The following is an 18,958-nucleotide window of genomic DNA, read 5'->3' on the forward strand; positions in this document are numbered from 1 at the left end:
ATTAATGAGATGTAATAGCGGAATCAATATCCCGCAGATGATGACGGCGTACCAGCAGTACCACGACACCAATCAGAACCATTAATGCGCCAAAATAAAACGGCGTTTCCGGCAGGAACCACTCGGACAATTTACCTGCAAGCCATGGAGCAAGTGCACCACCCAGGAAACGAACGAAGCTGTATGCAGCAGAAGCAACAGAACGCTCCACAGGTGCGGCTTCCATAACAGCCGTTGTAATCAACGTGTTGTTAATTCCAAGGAAAATCCCCGCTACAATGACTGCAACAATAACGGTAGTTGGTGAACCCATCACGGTACCTACTGCCATAACAACCAAATCAATCGCGAACAATGTAAGCATGACACTCATGGACGGCACCGATCCAAATCGGCGTTGTAATCTTGGTGCGACGAATACCGACGTAATCGCCAGCATCAGTCCCCAGCCAAAGAATACATAACCCAGGCCGTGCTCATCCAGATTCATGACATATGGTGAATAAGCCATCAAGGTAAAGAAACCAAAGTTGTACAGGAAGGCGGTAATCGCCAATGTTTTCAGTGAAGGATAACTTAATGCTTTGAACGGATCGGACAAAGAACTGCGTGTTTTCGGTTTGGCCATCTTGGGCAACATAAATGTAATGCTGATAAAGGCAATCGCCATTAGGACAGCCACCCCATAGAACGGGCCACGCCAAGAGATGGAACCTAGCTCACCGCCAAGCAGCGGTCCAACCGCAATCCCGAGACCAAGCGCTGCTTCGTACAAAATAATCGCTTTGGCTGTCCCCGACGTGGAAAGTCCCACAATGGCGGATAACGCCGTTGCGATGAACAAGGCATTACCCAGTCCCCAACCGCCACGGTAACCGACCAGTGCACCTACCGTGTCTGAGGTACCGCCAAGGAACGAGAAGATAATAATCAGCAATATCCCGCTGAGCAACGTCCACTTCACACCAATGCGGCTGGATACAACACCTGTAATCAGCATCGCTACCCCGGTTACAGCGTTATAACTGGTAAATAGCAGTGACACCTGGCTTTTCGAAGCATGCAGCTGATCGGCAATTGCGGGCAGAATCGGGTCAACCAGACCCAGACCCATAAAGGATATGATACATGCAAAGGCGACCGCCCATACCGCTCGCGGTTGGGATAGCAGGCTCCCACGTGATGACGGCAATTCGTCCGGTAATGATGGCTCTCTTTTCATACGTAATTCCCCCTGTGAATAATTTATGTGGTAAAGCTTTATATTTGAAAATGACGTGAAAAACCATGAAAATTTCTATGCATTTTCAGAATTAGAGGTAACAAAACGGCACAAATGACACCGAAACATCCGGTGTTTGTACAGGATCGCCACAGGTACTATGGTGCTCACTCCATGTAGCGATTATGTGTATACAGTTTTGTTTATTAAACAATAGATGTAATTCGGTTAGCCGTCTTCATCACTCTTCGGATCATGTGCCTGTAACTTCTGAATACCGCTCCGAACGCGTTCACGCAGCTCTTCCAGTTCAGTCTGTACGGCATGTATGCTCTGAAGTTTCTGCTCAATCAGTTGCAACTGCCCATCCAGCGTTGTTTCCATCGTGGTGAGCTTCTCGATCCGTTCTCTCACTTCGGTCGTCTGCTGGTAGTCAAAACGTTGTTCGTTCAAGGCATCTGCCGTTGCCACATAGGTATGTAGCTCCTGAAGAGAGAATCCAAGTACCTCTTTGGCGCGAACCACCTTCTTCAGATAATCGATATCCTCCCGAGTGTACAACCGCGTCCCGCCATCTGTCCGCTGAGGTGAAGGCATGACACCAATCTCTTCATAATACCGAATGGTTCGCTTGGTCAAACCGCATTCCTTGGCTACGTCGTCGATTTTATATAAACTCATTTCCCCCACCTCTTCCATATGTCTATTATGTTATGTACATAATTATATATAATATTAACGTTAACGTCAACGTTAGATTTTAAACATAAAGCCTTAGCGAGTTCAACATCGCCTTCCATTCTCTATCTTCAACAAAAAAAGACCCGCTTCACACGCGAGTCTTCCTCTGTAAACTATTCATTCATTTTACCTTAAACGTTCTGCTCATTCTGTTGCTGTTGAGCACGCTGCATTTGCTTCAACCGACCTTCAACTCTGGTAAACAGTCTGAACGTATAAAATCCTGTAGCAACCAAACTCAGCACCAAAGCTCGTACATCTGTTAGCCAAAAACCGATAATGCCGAATATCGTGATAATCACACCAAATTGCATCATCAGATTTGCGCTATAACTTTGCGCTTCGTCCCACAACTCGGAATTACTCATTGCACGCGGGGTCCGATAACCATATATTCCGTTAATCATTTTCGGTGGTTTTTTAAACACCATTAACCCCAGAATGAAATAACACACTCCAATGATGATCCCAACTATTGCTCCTGTCAAAACGTTCTCCCCTTCACTGTTGTCTTCCATAGACCTGCTTACACTGAGACTCCTCCGATAATAGAATAACCTGCCGATGTAGCTTCACTTCTTCAGGTTATCTCTGACCTCTCCGTTCTCGTGTAAATGTCTAGTTAGACTTATCTACATAAAAATATAAAAACGGCTCTACGTATATACGAAGAGCCGCCTGGATCGTTTCGTAAACTTAGATATTCTTCACACGAAGTACACGCATGGCGTTCAGGACAGCCAGTACTGTGACACCGACATCCGAGAATACCGCTTCCCACATGGTGGCAATGCCGAACACACCCAGTAGCAGGAAAATCGCTTTAACCCCCAGAGCAAACGCGATATTTTGCCACACAATCATGCGTGTACGCTTAGCAATGCGGATTGCACTCGCTAGTTTCGACGGTTCATCGGTCATAATGACCACATCAGCCGCTTCAATCGCGGCATCGGAGCCGAGCCCACCCATGGCCACGCCCACATCGGCGCGCGCCAGTACAGGTGTATCGTTGATGCCGTCACCAACAAACACCATTTTTTCCTTCGGAGATTTGGCCGCTTCCAATTGCTCCAGTCGTTCGACTTTATCCTGTGGCAACAATTCAGCATAGACCTCATCCACACCCAGCTCGCGTCCTACCGCTTCACCCACGGCTTTGGCATCTCCTGTCAGCATGACCGTTTTGCGAATGCCAAGCTTCTTCAGCGCCTGAATAGCAGCGGCTGCATCATCCTTTACTTCATCGGCAATGATCAGATGACCAACATACGTGCCAGCTTCAGCAACGTGCACTATCGTTCCGGCCGTCTCTGGTGTGGTATAGGATATACCAGCCTGCTTCATTAATTTAGCGTTGCCTGCCAGCACTTCCCGACCATCCACACTCACCTTGATCCCGTGTCCGGCAACTTCATCATAACCTTCCACACCTTGCGTGGGAATGGCCTTGGCCCAGGCTGAGCGAATGGATTCGGCAATCGGATGATTGGAATTTGCTTCGGCAATGGCTGCCAGCTTCATTAGTTCTTCTTCCGTGCGTCCGCCTTGTGGACGAATGGCTGTTACTTTGAAAACACCTTTGGTTAGTGTACCTGTTTTATCAAAAACAACGACTTTCACATCGTTTAATGCTTCAAGATAATTACTGCCTTTGACAAGAATCCCATTACGTGAAGCCGCTCCGATACCACCGAAGAATCCAAGTGGAATAGAGACCACCAGCGCACAAGGGCATGAGATAACCAGGAAGACCAATGCACGATAGATCCAGTCCGCAAAGGTTGCACCACTAAGTATCAACGGTGGAACAAATGCAATCAGGGCTGCAAGGATCACAACAACTGGGGTGTAATAACGGGCGAATTTACTAATAAAATGCTCTGTTTTTGCCTTCCGACTGCTTGCATTCTGCACCAGATCCAAAATTTTGGATACCGTTGATTCACCAAACGTTTTGGTCACTTCAATCGTCAACATACCATTTTTGTTCACAAATCCACTCAGTACATCACTTCCGGACTCCAGCTCACGAGGTACGGATTCACCTGTCAGAGCAGAAGTGTCCACCATGGAACGCCCAGCTTGAACGATACCATCCAGTGGTACTCGCTCTCCTGCCTTCACGATAATACGATCACCGATCCGTACGTCTTCCGGAGATACACGCCGTGTCTCGTCACCCGAACCCGTCAGAATATTCGCGTAGTCCGGGCGAATGTCCATCAGTGACTGAATCGACTTGCGTGACCGATTAACCGCCATGCCCTGAAACAGCTCTCCGAGCTGATAGAAGAGCATGACCGCTACCCCTTCCGGATACTCTCCAATGGCAAAGGCACCCAAGGTAGCGACGGACATGAGGAAGTATTCATCGAACACCTGACCGCGGATGATGTTTTTGGACGCCTGGAGCACGATATCTCCCCCGGCAATCAGATAAGCGAGTGCATATAAAGTAAACTGTGCCCAACCCTCCGGCGGCGACCAGATCGCAGCTGCGAGCAATACAGAACCGGCAGCAAGACGAGCAAGCAATACTTTGGTCTGGCCTGCACCATGTTCATGCGAATGGCCTGCATGAGCATCGTGATCATGGGTATGGCTGTGATCATGCCCAGCATGACCCCCGTGCTCATGTGTATGATCATGGTCATGTGCGTGACCATGTTGATGTTGATCATGCGTATGCGAGTGTTTGCCATGTGAATGTGAATGTCCATGATCATGTCCGGTATGGTCATGACTGTGGTTATGCGCACCAACTGCACTCCCTGTATGGGTATGCACATGTCCGTTCACGTGTTTTCCTTTTTCCGAAATGCGAATATGAGGCTCCAGCCGAAGCACTTTGCGCTTTGCTTCTTCCACTACCTGTTCATCCATATCGGAAGTGGTGTGCAGCGATAATGTTTTGGTAACAAAATTTACAGAGCATTCGTTAATGCCCTTAATTTTTTTGACGCCATTTTCAATCTTCAATGCGCAGTTCGCACAATCCAGTCCATCAAGCACCAGTTCCCTTTTCACCTGTTCCTGTCCGGTTCCCATGTGAATTCTCCCCTTTGCAGTACAAAAACGATGTTATATTTCAATTGTATTCAATATATGAGCACTCATTCATATGTTTGGTTACCCCTATTATATGCACGCCTAAACATGAGTGTCAACAATCGTTGTTGATTTTTCATACAGATTATGCTAATAGTAATCATTTCGCTTTAGGCGGGTTTTGGATATAATAGAGCTATAGTTGTTAACATAGGCGGTGATAGGAAATGGAACAACCGGTTAAAGCACCAAGCGAATGTGATGCAGCCTGCTCGGGTACTGAAGCCGACGTGCAGAAGATTCGCACTTCACTCATGGATCGGGAGACGTCTTCCGAGATGGCAGATTGGTTCAAGGCATTCAGCGACCCCACACGTCTACGTATTATTGATGCGCTGTTACAGAAGGAATTATGTGTTCATGACCTGACGGTTCTGCTCGACATGGGACAGTCGGCCATTTCACACCAGCTACGTTCACTCCGCAACATGCGGATCGTCAAACGGCGTAAGGAAGGCAAGACCGTGTACTACTCTCTGGATGATGCTCATATTGAGCAGATTTTCCTGCAAACGCTCCAACATATTAAACACAGCTAGGGCAGCAGCCAAGCTTGTTCATGCAGAAGAACCCCCGCCTCTCGGCTGTATGCCGATGGACGGGGGTTCTTCTTGGTAAGGGTACCGTTTTATACAGGATACAAAGTGACTAAATCGTCTGATTAAACTATCCATTGGAGCTTGCCACTTTGGTTATAAAAGATTGTTCTTGTTAGGATCATACAGGCCGGATCTGTCCTTGAACCAGTTGAAGATATGCGATACACATACTTTCAGCACCGCGTATCCTGGAACAGCAAGCAGAATGCCCACGACTCCAAACAGATTACCCGAAGTCAGAATGACAAAGATAATCGTGATCGGATGAATCTTCAGCGTTTTACCCATGATCTGTGGCGAGATGAATTTACCTTCGATTAACTGTACGATCGTCCATACGGCAACCATCTTCAACAGCATCACCGGCGAAGTGACGAGTGCCACGATTAACGCAGGTGTAATGGCAATTGCAGGTCCCAAATACGGAACAACACTTGTAAACGAGGCGATAATTGCAAGAATCAGTGCATAATCCAGACCAATGACCATATAACCGATGTAGAGCAGAATACCGATGCAGAAGCTGACGATAATCTGTCCACGAATGAATGAACTGATCTGGTGATTGATGTCTTCCAGTACATGCATTGCGCCCGTACGGCTCTTGATTGGCAGGAAAGACAGAATTTTCGCTGGAAGCTTCTTGCCGTCTTTCAGCAGATAGAACAGGATGAACGGAACCGTTACGATAGACAGCACGGTCTCCGTGAAGGCTCCAAGGAATCCGCCCAATTTGGTCCAGGTCGAGTTCAGAATTTCAGTAGCCTTTTGAGAGATTGTTCCCCACCAGTCCTGCGAATTCAGGTTCACCGTTTCCTGGAACTGACCGAACAATTTACTGCCCGTAAGCTCCTCAAACTGCTGTTTTACCGTCTCACTGTACGTTGGAAAGTTTTCAATTAGTCCTACAATCTGGTTACGCACAACTGGAATGACTGCCAGCACAACGACCGTCAGAATGCCCCCAATTGCAAGATAAAGAATCAGAATGGACCAGCCACGCTTGATTTTCCACCTCTCCATCACATCCACAATGGGATTCAGCAGATAGTAGAGTATGCCTGACAGAATGATCGGTAACACAATCGTCTTGATGAGTACTGCGAGCGGATGAAGAACAAAGGATACTTTGGTCAGAACCATCACGTTCAGTCCCACCAACAGCAGAATCAGCAGAAATAGCACAAACTTGTTGTTAAGAAAAAATCGCTTGAACCGCTCCGGCCAAACGCGGGGTTGCTCAGGTTGCTCCATAGGCGTGTCGTCCTCTCTTATGACCCTTAATCAAAACTTAACTATAAAGCTAGATAAATGCCCCACACACGAATAAAAAAGTACCTTGTACAAGCCAACATATGTATAACACTCTGGATTTATACGTATGGTGCTGATTAACCGTTTCAAATTAAACCGATAAAGTCATTTTACCCCAAAATGAATCTTCTGCCCCATACAAATCATTTGCAAATTTTCCCTACTCAAAAACGGCTCGCCTCACTGGGAGACGAACCGTAAATTTATAGCTCTACCCTTCCATTAAGCCAGCTTTAATGCTGAAAATGAAGATTAGGCTCTTCCCGCCAATTGCGCGATTAACTCATAGGAATGCAGACGTGCCTTATGATCATAGATCATCGACGTAATAATCAGCTCATCTGCCTGCGTCTGCCGAATGAAGGATTCCAACTGTCCACGTACTGTTTCTGGCGAACCGTTAACAGCTGCTTTCAGTGTCTGCTCAACACCAGCTTTCTCACGATCCGTCCATTTGCCTTCCATCTCTGCCGGAGGCTGTACCAATCCCGTTGTGCCACGAATAATGTTCAGGAACTGCTGTTGCATCGTTGTACCCAGCCATGCTGCTTCTTCGTCTGTATCCGCAACAACAGCGTTGACACCAACAATCACATGTGGCTCCTTCAAGCTTTCAGATGGTTGGAAGTTGTTTCGATACGTCTCTAATGCAATCCGGGTGTAATCGGGCGAGAAGTGGCTGGCAAAAGCAAACGGCAATCCCAGCTGACCTGCCAAACGTGCGCTGAAATCACTGGACCCCAAGAGGTAAATTGGAATATTCAATCCTTCTCCAGGAACTGCGCGAACAGGCGCATGATAAGATGTCGCCGAAGCATCAAAGTATGCTCTTAGTTCTGCCAACAGCTCAGGGAAATCTTCCCCACTGTTCAGATCTTTGCGCAGTGCAAGCGATGTACGGCGGTCACTACCTGGTGCGCGACCCAGTCCCAGATCAATTCTGCCAGGATACAAGGATTCCAGTGTGCCGAACTGCTCAGCGATGACAAGCGGTGCATGGTTAGGCAACATGATGCCTCCTGAACCCAGACGAATCGTTTTGGTTCCACCAGCCAGATATCCAATAACAACCGAAGTTGCGGATGAAGCAATACCCGGCATGTTGTGATGTTCAGCTACCCAGTAACGGTGATATCCCCAACGCTCAGCATGCTGTGCCAGATCCAGGCTGTTGCGCAAAGCATCAGCAGGTGTTGCACCCACTACGACAGGAGCCAGATCCAGGATGGAAAGCTTAACGTCATTGATGTGTTCTTTATGGGATGAAGCCGTATTTTCTGTAGTCATTATCGTTTAATCTCCTCGATGATTATATTTTTGTATATCCAGATATATAGATTAATTAAATCACAACTGGATATGGTGATGTGATACTGAACTAGCCGTTTACATCCGGACGGAATCCCTGCCTGCATGTGCATCCTAGCTTCCGTTCCGGCATCCGGCTTATAACTCGTTCTGCACGTACTCGGCAAACTGACGGATCGTCTCCTCGTTGCGCCGATAATACGTCCATTGTCCTCTTCGCTCGGAGAGCAGCAACCCTGCCTTGAGCATGGTCAGCAAATAACTGGATATAACCGACTGAGCCAGTCCAGCCTTCAGTTGAATCGTGCCAACACAGATTCCGTTCTTGCCACCATCCGGATGCTGAGATAGTTCCAGCGGTGGAAAGTGTTGCTCCGGGTTTTTGAGCCACAACAGGATTTGTCTACGTGTCTCGTTCGATAACGCTTTGAATATAAGTATAGGTTCCATGGGTACGATTATACCCCCTTTCATCCATTTTGCAAACACATGAACAAACAAACCGACTCATGATTGAGTCGGTCTGGAATCATATGGAATCCAAATTTAGAATCAACATCCATATTAGAATTTGGTTGTAACCGTTTGTTTAACCTGATCCAACATGGCTTGATATGCGGGTGCATCCAGATATCCAATACTTCCAAAGAGCAGATGATCTACGGCTTCAATGCCTACAAAATCGAAGATACCTACGTCTGAAGTTATTTTCAATCCAGCAGTCATGCCAATCTGATCATAAATTTCACTTGGTGTACCATGTGTGTTGATGATGAGTCCTTTTTTGCCTGTCAGCAATTTCTCAATTCCCGCTTCACCCGCTGCATATGCAAAACCATAGGCGAATACACGGTCAACATATCCTTTCATAATGGCAGGAAGACCTGTCCACCAGATTGGATAGATGAATGTAATAGCTTCTGCATCCGTAACAAACTGCTGCTCTGTAGCGATATCCTGTGGTGTCTGCCCTGCGCGCATGGAAGCTGTATCAGCTTCAGTCAGTACGGGTTGGAATCCAAGCTTATATAAATCACGAACAACCACTTCATGACCTTGAGCTTCGAGAGCTTCTACAGCAGTATTGAGGATTGCGTTATTCAAGCTGTCTGTGTGCGGGTGAGCATATACGATAAGATGTTTCATAGTGTGAATCCCTCCAGGTTTGGTTTGAGTTAGGTTGCGAAAATGGGGTTACATTGATACGTTCCACATACATAGATATCTATGTATATGGGTAAAAAAATATTTGGGCTCCTCTGCCTCCATCCCAGTTAAATCTGGAAGGGTTGCAGACAGAAGAGTTCATTCATTATAACTTTCGAACAATAATGGACAGCAAGCTCTCCAATTGCTCCGACTGTTCATCGGACAGGCCACTATAGATGATGTCATTAATCTGCTCTGATACCTGATGAAAGATCGGTTCGAGTCGCTTCCCCTGTTCGGTTAGGCAAATCATCGTCACCCGGCTATCTTCGGCACTCTTGCTGCGTTCAACATATCCGAGCTTCTCCAGCTTGTTGACCAGTACCGTTACCGTTGGTTGCGTGCGTTGAATACGTTCAGCCAACATCTTGATCGACAGCGTCTCTTCCCGGTACAAGAACATTAATACATCTCCATGAGAAGGTACAATGCCTGTCACTTCATGCTGTTCCAATTCGTGTACAATCCGTTTGTTGACATGATCCCTGATTCTTGCAATCAGTGCAATTGCGTTGTATTTTGGCATGACCTCATTATACATAGACATCTATGTATTTTCAAGTTCTTTTTTATAAAAAAAACAGCCCTTTCCATCCTTTTAACATGTGGAAAATATCGGGCTGTTTCGATTCTGTTATGATCCTGTCCTATAATGTAAATTAGATTTTAGATCTTAGATCATCATTTTTGATTCATATTGAGTTCATGCTGTATTCAGTTAATCCATTGGGTAATTTTCTCAACGGATTGTCTGGACTTCTCACGTTGGGGCTCCTCTACCCGATAACCGAAGGCTGCCATCACCGAGACGTCCCATGCACCATCCTCCAGCAAACCCTCATCTTCCATAATCCGATGGACATCCTCACGGCTGAAACCTTCGATTGGACAAGAATCAATCTCGATCTGAGCTGCCGCCGTCATCATGTTGCCAAGTGCAATATAAGTCTGTTTGGATGCCCAATCGAATAATGATCGTGGATTATCCAGAATTTTCTGGTTATTTTGGAACTTTCCATAAGCCTCACTTGTTAGCTCAAATAAGTTATTTGGCATTCCCTTTGTTTCCTTCAACATGTACTCCGCATAGGGAGAATTATAACTGGCATCTGATCGGGCCAAAATAACAACAAAATGGCTTGCTGTAGCCAATTGCTTTTGAGCGCCGGAAGAGACTTCGGACAGACGCTTACGCAGGTCCGGATTTTGTACAATCAGAAACTTCCACGGTTCAAGACCAATGGAACTTGGAGATAATCTGCCTGTTTCCAATATAAATTGGAAATCCCCATCCGAGATTTTACGGGTATCATCAAATATCTTTGTTGCATGTCGGAAATGATAAGCCTTTAAAATGTCTTCCTTTGTCTTTGACTTTGCTGTAACTTCCATGGAGCTCCACGTCCTTTTTATATATTTTTTATGTTGAACAATAATGTTTAAGTTGTATCATCTCAAGTATTAGTTTAGGTTCTATACGCATAAATTAAAAGTACGCACATTATTGTTTCTTGGTTTATAAAAGTAAGTATTGGATGAGAGGCAGCGATAATCCACTAGGACGCTTACATGGCCCTAGTAGATTATCTACGACTCTTTTCCTTTTAAATCTTGAAATCTTGAACCAGCTTATTCAGATTTAATGCACTATCCTTGACTTGATCAGATTGTTTAACTACTTCCACAGATTGCGCAGCAGAGGCGACCATGTGTCCTGCGATTTCCTGACTGGATGCGGCTGATTGTTCACTGGCTGATGCAATCTCGTGAATGGAGCCCACTAGTATTTTGATATTTGCAGTCACTTGTTGTGAAGTTGCATTGAGATCTTTAACTGCATTGGCATGATCAAGGGAATCGACATAATACTGTTCAGCTGTATCCTCCAATAATTTATAATCTTTGCCAACCTGATTGAACATAAAGGATAGCAACTCTTTGGCATTCGAGGACAGATTGGTTACAGACTGCATAACTTCTTCCGTGACCTGTTGGATTTGATCGGCAGCCTGTCTGGAATCATCAGCCAACTTTCGAATCTCACTTGCTACAACCGCAAAACCTCTCCCTGCTTCTCCAGCTCTTGCAGCTTCAATGGATGCATTGAGTGCAAGCAGATTAGTCTGCGCTGTAACATCCAAAATAGACTGGGATAATATACCAATCTGATCTACAGCTGTTGCACGTTCCAGCGCTTCTGACATTTTCTTACTCGTATGATCATACATGTCTATGGCTGCTCGGCTCGATTCGCGGGCTTCCTGCTTCAACTTTTCAGCCTTCGTGCTGGTCACATAGGCGGATTCTGCTTGTTTAGATGTCTGTTCCGATATATATTCAGCTCCCTGTTGCATCTCAGCAGCCGAATGATTCATATTTTCCGTATGGGCTGAAGCCTCTTCCATTGCAGCCGAGAGCTCTTCAACTGTAGCTGATACTTCACGAATCCGTTCATTCAGACCAGCCATGTTCTGGTTGGTAAGATCGCTAACCTGGTTGATATGATGTGATTCCTGAATTACACCACGAATGACATTTGTTGTGGAATCGGTCATTGTACGAATAGCTCGTGCGATGACACTTATCTCATTGTTTCCTTGTGTTAGATGCGGATCTAAGGATGCCGTTAAGTTGCCTTGTGTTATTTCTTCACAATAACGGGTGATTGCTTTCATTCGTTGACGTATACTGCGAATCATTACAAATGAAATAAGAATGAGTGCTGCAAGTGAAAGCAAAAGAACCGAACCAAGCACCAATGCTCGCTGCTGAATTACTTCCTGTGTATCCGCATAGAGCTTGGCTGACTCTTCTTCGTTATACGCACTCAAAAGGGTGATCGTCTCCACAATCGCTGTACTGCTTTTGTTAATTCTTCCTCTCTCTTCACTATCGTAGGTGCCCGACATCTTTTTGGTATCCATGATTTGCTCAATATCCTGATAATATGTATCCATCTTTGCTACCAAATCTGCAAATATCTCTTTTTCTTTGGTATCCAAGTTTCTTGCTGAAAATTCATTCATGCCATCCGTGATACTCTTCTTACCTTTCTGAACCTGATCGTACTGTTTGTCGGTATACTCTGCATTATCAAGAACCTTTGTATAATTGGCGCGCATATTATAGAAATTACTTTTCAATTCAAGAACATTGGTTTGATGCTGGAAGCGGTCATTGTAGAGGATACCTTGTCCCATTTTTGCTTCGTTCATTCCCAAAATCCCAATCAGAAAGACAGTAAACAAGCCGATTAGACTAATTACAGTCATGATGACCATCGTTGTTGTTAATTTTATATTTTTGAGTTTATTTCCTTTCTTATCTTTTGGCTTAGACTGAATTGACATGATTATTCCCCCACTTTAAATAGTAGATAGCCTTATATATCTTATATCTATATCGTATGTATCCATATTGTTTGTTAGCATTTCAGGAAAATCGACTTTATTCATTTAATGAGAAAAGTAATGGTAGACAACAGAAAAGCCGCCAGGATATAATCCAGCGGCTTTTCTGTGAATATGAAACGATATCTGTGCGACCTATAGTTGCTCCATCCATTCATTTTCAGAAATGACGGTATATCCTTCTTGTCGCAGCAATGCTGATGTGACACCTTCACCAGTTACCTTGTGATTGGCAAAATTCCCATCATAGATCATCTGTGTACCACAGGACGGACTAAACTCCTTCAGTACCACACACGATACATTCAATTCTCGCGCCCATTCGAGTGTCTGATAGGCTCCCTTGATATATAGGTCTGTGACATCCTTGCCACTTTTCTCGATCACTTTTGCAGTGCCTGCCAGCACATCCTTACCCGTGCCACCGATAATTTCAGCCGGTTCCCGTGGAGTGGAGAATCCGCCAAGCAGCTCCGGGCATACCATCTTAGCCTGCTCCTGCTCCACCAGCTCCTGAATCTTCTCATCCAGGCTCGCTGTTCCATTGTAACGGCAAGCTACCCCCGCCAGACATGAACTCACCAAATATTTCATCGATATCTCCTTATACTCATTCCATCTATGAAGTAAATTGTAACATATAAGATCAAGCCCTATAACTCGCCTCTGGTGATCATCTTGATCCGTCCATCTTCCCTGTATTCAACCTGAAAAATATCCGTGCTCGACTCCAGTTCAAATGTGACCATGCCTGGATGGTCAGGATTACGGTGAAGTTTATACGCTTGAAGATCCATTTTAAATATTTTTTTAATTATAGGTTCTACTTCTCGTCTAAGAAGAGACTCCTGTATGTTATATAGTTCCTGATAATAAGCCTCTATTTCTTCCCAGTCTGCAAAGTCTTGCTCATAATGATTGGCATCCCCAACCGTATAACCCAAGCCCTCTTTTCCGTCGGTCATTTGGACAAAGTAGTTATCTTTAAAGGAAAAGGAGACTGTATCCTTGCCGAGTTCATCATCTTTGCTTCGGCTTGCTCTTACCAGATCAAGATTGGCTTTACCAGACAGAGCCTCAATCGCGTTTCTGGCATCCGCCAGTGCTGCCTGTGATATTTGATCAGGTCTAAGGTCGCCTGTGATCGAAACAGCCTTATCCTGCTGCCATACAATCTCCCCATAACCATCGCCAGTCTCATTCTCTAACGCTAATGTCGTATGTGATATCGGCTCCAATTCCCCTTGCTTCATACTCACATAACGTTGTACTGCTACAGGTTTAAGCGTTGGCGTACTGCCTATACTTTGCAAAAGCGATGGAACTTGACGCAGATAACGGTGTTCCAACTCGCTCGGCTGCATCTCACGTCTCATTCCCACTTCACGCAGATTTCCTGTTGTTGCATCGAGCCATATCTGTGCATACTCCTTCTCGCTTTCATTTCCAGCCTCTACATATATTCTGCCGGACACAGGCAGGTCTTCCACTTTCGTAATCTTCAGCTGTTTACCCAGATCGTCTCGCATGGTAGTCGCAACATTTCTTTTCATTTTGTCGGTTAGCAAATTCGTGTTCAAATCATCGGATAACTGTAATGCTGCTGTCGGATAGACCTGCTCGATCACGGGTTTCACCAGCTGTCCATCATCCCAGATCCATAGGAACAATCCAGCAGCAATAACCAACGCACCCGTGCCGGCAACAAGAGGCCCTCTTCTAGGGCGACGCTTGTGGGACACGTTGTTCACTTGCGGTCTAAACGGCCTGGACAACCTGGACCTGCTCTCTGGCTTATCTCCTTTGCTTCCCTCTTCCGACTTCTTCATCCACTCCACCTGTTGAAGCACCTTTTGCTTGTGATCCTCTGTAAAAGGAGACGAAGCAAACGGTCCCTTCCGGATTTCCTTTTCCCATTGCTCATCCTTTTGTCTCATTTGCTTCGCTCCTCCCAATGTTTTCGTACCTTATCCTTACCTCGGGATAGTCTGGATTTTACTGTGCCTGAGCTGATTTTCAACATCTCAGCAATCTCACTCGTCGTAAGCTCATATTTCAGATTCAGCAAAAGAATTTCCCGGAACTTCTTTGGCAACGCCAGAACAATATCCCAGATTTCATGGATATGCTCCTTACGCATCACTTCCATCTCGGCCGAAGGATGTGCAGGCTGCTCTGCAATCATGACTCTATGGCTCGAACCCTCACGCTCTGTCTCAATGGGTAACGTCTCTCCCCACAGACTGCTACGAAAAAATCTGGATTTTCGATATGTAAAAGTGGTGTTTCTAGTAATCGTCAACAGCCATGTTTTCAATGAGCAATCTCCACGATATTGAGCGATCCCTGAGTACGCCCGAATAAATACCTCCTGTGACAATTCATCTGCCTGTTCGGCACTTTTGGTCAGAAAATAAGCGTAATTCCACACGTCATTTCCGTAGTCATCCATTATGCTGCTAAGTGTGTAATTGTCTATAGTCTGAGCCTGTGCCAGTAATTGATCATCCAACTGTTGTTCACCTCACTTAATATGACTGAGTCTAATGTGGTTTGGTTCCCTCTTTTGGACATTATTTTTTATTATTGTAGCAAAATAAAAAACAGCATGTTCAACATCACTGAACACGCTGATTCCTTCAAGTTTGCTTAGTTAGAAATTTCTATCAGAAAGCTTTTAGGCGAACGCTCCACTTCCTCAGTTTCTTTCTGCCCTCTAGTCTAACGTATCATTTTCATCGTGATACTTTGACCGCAGCAATCATCAGAAACATCGGTCTCCGATTCTCGTCTCTCATGCCAGGAAACTGTTCAATCATCTCAGGTGATGGTTTGGATTCGCCACCTTTTGAATAGCAAACCCCGCCTTAATCAGTTCATTGAGATGTGTTGCCAGTGTGCGATGATATTTGACCACATCCTGACTCAAAAAGTTCGCCACACGTCTGCCTTCATCGTGGTAATCATCCACGGGCCAGTGTAGGATCTCACCTTCGGGTCCGTAATGCCAATCCTGCGCAGCGCGAGCGGTGAAGATGGGATGTTCGGAGGATAGTACAAATGTGCCCCCTTCAATAAGACAATCATTGATCTTCGCGTACACCGTGTCTAACCGTTCAATATAATGCAAAGCAAGTGAACTGATCACAACATCAAATTGTCCCGGTGCAAAATCAATATCTTCAATCGCCAGCTGCTTGTACTGGATCTGCGGGTCGTCCGTCATTTCACGAGCACGCTGAAGCATATTTTCAGACAGATCTACACCGATCACTGAACTCGCTTTTTGTTCACGCGCATACCGGCAATGCCACCCAAAACCACATCCCAAATCCAGCACACGTTTGTCCTTCAAATCAGGCAAAAGAGTCTGCAATTCATGCCACTCCCCGGCTGCATCCAGCCCTTGAACGGAACGAGCCATCTTACTGTAGTTATTGAAAAATTCAGCTTCATCGTATTTATTTTGTTTCATCAAGAGATTCCTCCCGCCTTATAAATATCCACCTACTCTATCACATAAACGATATTTAAACGCAAAAGTTGCCAAGAGAATTCATGGCGTGTTATCATACAGAACGAACGTTCAGTATTATTAGACACAGAATGAACATTCAGTTTACTAACGGAGGTCATTATGAATACGAATTGGACGCATCCATTGGAAGGGCAATCTGTAGGCAAAGCTTTTATAAGCTACCTCGTGCCTTCTGTATTGGGGATGCTGGTAGTTGCTTTTAATTTTATTATCGACGGCATTATGGTTGGACACAAACTGGGTTCTACCGCGATGGCCGGGATCGGCATTGCCTCACCTGTCTACACGCTTTTTGTTGCCATGTCGCTATGGATTGGTATGGGCGGGGCAACTTTGTACTCTAACGCTATGGGTAGAAAAGATATCACATCAGCCAAACAAATTTTCACCAAATCCATTATGCTCATTATGCTAGTTACGTTGGCCATTGGATATACTGCATTTACGTTCAAAGACAAGCTGGTATACTCCCTCGGTGCTAATGCCGAGACCTTCCCGTTTGCTTCGGACTATATGAATATCATGTTATTGTTCGGGTTCGTTTTCACCATTGAGAATGCACTCTCTGTCTTTGTACGAAACGATGGGAATCCCAACACATCCATGTACGCTCAGATTACGTTTGCTGTGGCCAATATCATCATTAATTATGTAACATTGTATGTACTCGAATGGGGTGTACGCGGTGTGGCCCTCGGTACAATTGTATCGGCGTCTCTTGCGCTACTTGTCCTGTTCACTCATTTTTTCAAAAAAACAAATAATCTCACGTTCACCCGGTTCAAATGGAACAACAAACTGCTGGCTTCCCTGCTGCTTATTGGTTTCCCCAGCTTTCTGGCTGAACTTGGCATGTCGGTCTTCTCTGTCTCTCACAATATCTCCATGGACCGCATTGCGGGCACGGATGGTGTAGCATCCTTTACCGTGTTGAACTACATTCATGGTGTTGTATTGTTGGCTTTCCTAGGTCTGGCATCCGCTGCCCAACCTCTGATAAGCTATTATCACGGTGCAAGTCAGGTTAAACGTGTACAACAAACGATACGGTTAGCCACCAAAACGGCTCTCACATGCGGTCTATTGTTACTGGTTGTTGTTCAGATCGGTGCACCTTATTTCGTACAATTTTTTGGAAACTTCAGTAGTGGCGTAACGGATAATGCCGTTTACGGATTACGTATATTTACATTTGCCTATGTGTTTATGGGTGTTAACTTTGTCATGAGCACCTATTTCCAATCTGTAGGTAATGCCAAAATGGCCATCTGGATTACAGCTGCGCGTGAAATGATCATCATGATTGCGTTGATTGCAGTCCTGCCTTCATTCTTTGGTGTCACGGGTGTGTGGCTTGCCGTACCGCTGTCCGAAATGCTGGTTCTCGCAACCATAGCCGTGTACTATAGAAAACGATCCCTTACGGATCGAATAAACGCGTTGCATCCTGATGAGTAGTCATAATGGATTAAATGAACGTATAGAGAAAAGATATAGCCCTCCTCGGTCTACATAGATCGGGCAGGGCTTTGTTATGCTTAAAGCAAATATAATCAGAACCAAATATCGTATCGTCCATTGTGCTATTAACGGTTGCTTGAATAGTATAACTATAGAAAATGTGAATGATATATGAATAAAGTATATATTTAACAAAAATAGGATATAAAACTCTCTTTATATAATTGTATATATTTGTTAATTGGAGTATGGTTGTCTTGTCAAACTATATACGGCGCCAGACCTCCCCTCACTTTTATCCTAGGAAATGACTGTGAGGAAAGCTACTGCGAGTATCATCAATCTCGAATTTTTATATGAAAAGGAGATGTTCGATTGTGAAGAAATATCAAAAAACTGCAATTTCAACTCTCTCTTCCATGGCTTTGCTCCTAGCATCTGTTCCAGCGGTATTTGCTGATGATATGTCTATGCCTATAATCCCTTCACAAGATGCACAGATAAAACAGGAACAAGAAGCTACTATCTTTGCCCAAAACCTTTTAGTAGAGTATTTCGATGGAGGTTACTCAACGGATATCTATTTGAGTGGAAATGTCACGTTTTCTTTTCTTCCTCGTTCGACTGGGGAATATGTATTTAATGTTGTTGATATGAGTGGAAATTTGAAGGGAAGTGGACGAGTAATCGCATCAGACTTGAGAACGAAAACTATCACTTTAAGGAATCTATATGGTTACCATAAAATCGTAGGGTACTCACCTAATGGTGGGGGAGGAGATTACCAAATTCACTATTAAAATATACTAAATCGTAGGAATCACACTGTATTTGTTTACTTATGGAATGTCATACAGCGCGGGGGGAGACCTATCGGCTTTCACTCAATTCTTTATATGCAATGTATAACATATTAACAAAAAAAGACACACTCGATATAATCAAGTGTGTCTTCCTATTGCTTGGCGGCGTCCTACTCTCCCAGGACCCTGCGGTCCAAGTACCATCGGCGCTAGAGGGCTTAACGGTCGTGTTCGGGATGGGT

The 18,958-nt window shown here is 44.9% G+C and carries 17 protein-coding genes, 1 rRNA gene and 1 pseudogene; 3 read left to right on the forward strand and 16 right to left on the reverse strand.

Annotated features, from left to right (window positions below; all coding sequences use genetic code 11):
- Position 1: 1 nt before the first annotated feature.
- The 4 genes from J2X75_RS28830 to J2X75_RS28845 form a co-directional block, all read right to left on the reverse strand.
- Positions 2–1,222 carry an MFS transporter gene (locus tag J2X75_RS28830; protein ID WP_310342903.1) on the reverse strand — a complete coding sequence of 407 codons (1,221 nt, stop codon included), beginning with the start codon at positions 1,220–1,222 and terminating at the stop codon, positions 2–4.
- Between the two features lie 228 nt (positions 1,223–1,450).
- Positions 1,451–1,903, reverse strand: coding sequence for a helix-turn-helix domain-containing protein (locus tag J2X75_RS28835; RefSeq protein WP_310342906.1), 453 nt, complete (start codon positions 1,901–1,903; stop codon positions 1,451–1,453).
- A gap of 191 nt (positions 1,904–2,094) precedes the next feature.
- A complete protein-coding gene (locus tag J2X75_RS28840) occupies positions 2,095–2,451 on the reverse strand; it encodes an SdpI family protein (RefSeq protein WP_310342909.1) in 357 nt (118 codons plus the stop codon).
- A 208-nt stretch (positions 2,452–2,659) separates the two neighbouring features.
- Positions 2,660–5,014, reverse strand: a complete 2,355-nt coding sequence (locus J2X75_RS28845; protein WP_310342912.1) for a heavy metal translocating P-type ATPase — start codon at positions 5,012–5,014, stop codon at positions 2,660–2,662.
- Between the two features lie 227 nt (positions 5,015–5,241).
- Between J2X75_RS28845 and J2X75_RS28850 the strand changes: the two genes are divergently transcribed.
- A complete protein-coding gene (locus J2X75_RS28850; RefSeq protein ID WP_310342915.1) occupies positions 5,242–5,613 on the forward strand; it encodes an ArsR/SmtB family transcription factor in 372 nt (123 codons plus the stop codon).
- 153 nt (positions 5,614–5,766) lie between these two features.
- Here the strand turns inward: J2X75_RS28850 and J2X75_RS28855 are convergent, their stop codons facing one another.
- From J2X75_RS28855 to J2X75_RS28905, 11 genes and pseudogenes are all read right to left on the reverse strand, one after another.
- Positions 5,767–6,927, reverse strand: coding sequence for an AI-2E family transporter (locus J2X75_RS28855; RefSeq protein WP_036614215.1), 1,161 nt, complete (start codon positions 6,925–6,927; stop codon positions 5,767–5,769).
- Positions 6,928–7,239: 312 nt separating this feature from the next.
- Positions 7,240–8,274 (reverse strand): LLM class flavin-dependent oxidoreductase, encoded by a 1,035-nt coding sequence (locus tag J2X75_RS28860; protein ID WP_091018801.1) that lies wholly within the window; start codon positions 8,272–8,274, stop codon positions 7,240–7,242.
- 159 nt (positions 8,275–8,433) lie between these two features.
- Positions 8,434–8,745: an ArsR/SmtB family transcription factor gene (locus tag J2X75_RS28865; protein WP_017690814.1), complete on the reverse strand. Its 312-nt coding sequence runs from the start codon at positions 8,743–8,745 to the stop codon at positions 8,434–8,436.
- Positions 8,746–8,859: 114 nt separating this feature from the next.
- Positions 8,860–9,441 carry an NAD(P)H-dependent oxidoreductase gene (locus J2X75_RS28870; RefSeq protein WP_310342921.1) on the reverse strand — a complete coding sequence of 194 codons (582 nt, stop codon included), beginning with the start codon at positions 9,439–9,441 and terminating at the stop codon, positions 8,860–8,862.
- Positions 9,442–9,607: 166 nt separating this feature from the next.
- Complete coding sequence (locus J2X75_RS28875; protein WP_310342924.1) at positions 9,608–10,030, reverse strand: MarR family winged helix-turn-helix transcriptional regulator; 423 nt, start codon at positions 10,028–10,030, stop codon at positions 9,608–9,610.
- Positions 10,031–10,218: 188 nt separating this feature from the next.
- Positions 10,219–10,896, reverse strand: coding sequence for an NAD(P)H-dependent oxidoreductase (locus tag J2X75_RS28880; RefSeq protein ID WP_310342927.1), 678 nt, complete (start codon positions 10,894–10,896; stop codon positions 10,219–10,221).
- 212 nt (positions 10,897–11,108) lie between these two features.
- Positions 11,109–12,854 carry a methyl-accepting chemotaxis protein gene (locus J2X75_RS28885; RefSeq protein WP_310342931.1) on the reverse strand — a complete coding sequence of 582 codons (1,746 nt, stop codon included), beginning with the start codon at positions 12,852–12,854 and terminating at the stop codon, positions 11,109–11,111.
- Between the two features lie 195 nt (positions 12,855–13,049).
- Positions 13,050–13,508, reverse strand: a complete 459-nt coding sequence (locus tag J2X75_RS28890) for a 2-thiouracil desulfurase family protein (RefSeq protein WP_192136472.1) — start codon at positions 13,506–13,508, stop codon at positions 13,050–13,052.
- Positions 13,509–13,567: 59 nt separating this feature from the next.
- Positions 13,568–14,851, reverse strand: a complete 1,284-nt coding sequence (locus J2X75_RS28895; RefSeq protein ID WP_310342934.1) for a hypothetical protein — start codon at positions 14,849–14,851, stop codon at positions 13,568–13,570.
- Positions 14,848–15,426 (reverse strand): RNA polymerase sigma factor, encoded by a 579-nt coding sequence (locus J2X75_RS28900; protein ID WP_310342937.1) that lies wholly within the window; start codon positions 15,424–15,426, stop codon positions 14,848–14,850. The genes J2X75_RS28895 and J2X75_RS28900 overlap by 4 nt, the downstream gene beginning before the upstream one ends.
- 223 nt (positions 15,427–15,649) lie before the next feature.
- A pseudogene (locus J2X75_RS28905) lies at positions 15,650–16,389 on the reverse strand (class I SAM-dependent methyltransferase).
- Between the two features lie 162 nt (positions 16,390–16,551).
- Between J2X75_RS28905 and J2X75_RS28910 the strand changes: the two are divergent.
- Both J2X75_RS28910 and J2X75_RS28915 read left to right on the forward strand, forming a co-directional pair.
- The gene (locus J2X75_RS28910; RefSeq protein ID WP_310342939.1) at positions 16,552–17,910 is read left to right on the forward strand and encodes an MATE family efflux transporter; all 1,359 of its coding nucleotides are present in this window, start codon (positions 16,552–16,554) and stop codon (positions 17,908–17,910) included.
- Between the two features lie 380 nt (positions 17,911–18,290).
- Positions 18,291–18,713: a hypothetical protein gene (locus tag J2X75_RS28915; RefSeq protein WP_307540107.1), complete on the forward strand. Its 423-nt coding sequence runs from the start codon at positions 18,291–18,293 to the stop codon at positions 18,711–18,713.
- A 160-nt stretch (positions 18,714–18,873) separates the two neighbouring features.
- Here J2X75_RS28915 and rrf read toward each other — a convergent pair.
- A 5S ribosomal RNA gene (gene rrf / locus J2X75_RS28920) occupies positions 18,874–18,958 on the reverse strand; the annotation flags it as partial.

Origin of the sequence: Paenibacillus sp. 2003, from assembly GCF_031455635.1 — a bacterium.
In the GTDB taxonomy this organism is placed as follows: domain Bacteria; phylum Bacillota; class Bacilli; order Paenibacillales; family Paenibacillaceae; genus Paenibacillus; species Paenibacillus amylolyticus_B.

Coding starts and splice junctions, on each gene's coding strand:
- J2X75_RS28830 (WP_310342903.1), bottom strand. CDS start 1,222: ATGAAAAGAGAGCCATCATTACCGGACGAATTGCCGTCATCACGTGGG.
- J2X75_RS28835 (WP_310342906.1), bottom strand. CDS start 1,903: ATGAGTTTATATAAAATCGACGACGTAGCCAAGGAATGCGGTTTGACC.
- J2X75_RS28845 (WP_310342912.1), bottom strand. CDS start 5,014: ATGGGAACCGGACAGGAACAGGTGAAAAGGGAACTGGTGCTTGATGGA.
- J2X75_RS28850 (WP_310342915.1), top strand. CDS start 5,242: ATGGAACAACCGGTTAAAGCACCAAGCGAATGTGATGCAGCCTGCTCG.
- J2X75_RS28855 (WP_036614215.1), bottom strand. CDS start 6,927: ATGGAGCAACCTGAGCAACCCCGCGTTTGGCCGGAGCGGTTCAAGCGA.
- J2X75_RS28860 (WP_091018801.1), bottom strand. CDS start 8,274: ATGACTACAGAAAATACGGCTTCATCCCATAAAGAACACATCAATGAC.
- J2X75_RS28865 (WP_017690814.1), bottom strand. CDS start 8,745: ATGGAACCTATACTTATATTCAAAGCGTTATCGAACGAGACACGTAGA.
- J2X75_RS28870 (WP_310342921.1), bottom strand. CDS start 9,441: ATGAAACATCTTATCGTATATGCTCACCCGCACACAGACAGCTTGAAT.
- J2X75_RS28875 (WP_310342924.1), bottom strand. CDS start 10,030: ATGCCAAAATACAACGCAATTGCACTGATTGCAAGAATCAGGGATCAT.
- J2X75_RS28880 (WP_310342927.1), bottom strand. CDS start 10,896: ATGGAAGTTACAGCAAAGTCAAAGACAAAGGAAGACATTTTAAAGGCT.
- J2X75_RS28885 (WP_310342931.1), bottom strand. CDS start 12,854: ATGTCAATTCAGTCTAAGCCAAAAGATAAGAAAGGAAATAAACTCAAA.
- J2X75_RS28890 (WP_192136472.1), bottom strand. CDS start 13,508: ATGAAATATTTGGTGAGTTCATGTCTGGCGGGGGTAGCTTGCCGTTAC.
- J2X75_RS28895 (WP_310342934.1), bottom strand. CDS start 14,851: ATGAGACAAAAGGATGAGCAATGGGAAAAGGAAATCCGGAAGGGACCG.
- J2X75_RS28910 (WP_310342939.1), top strand. CDS start 16,552: ATGAATACGAATTGGACGCATCCATTGGAAGGGCAATCTGTAGGCAAA.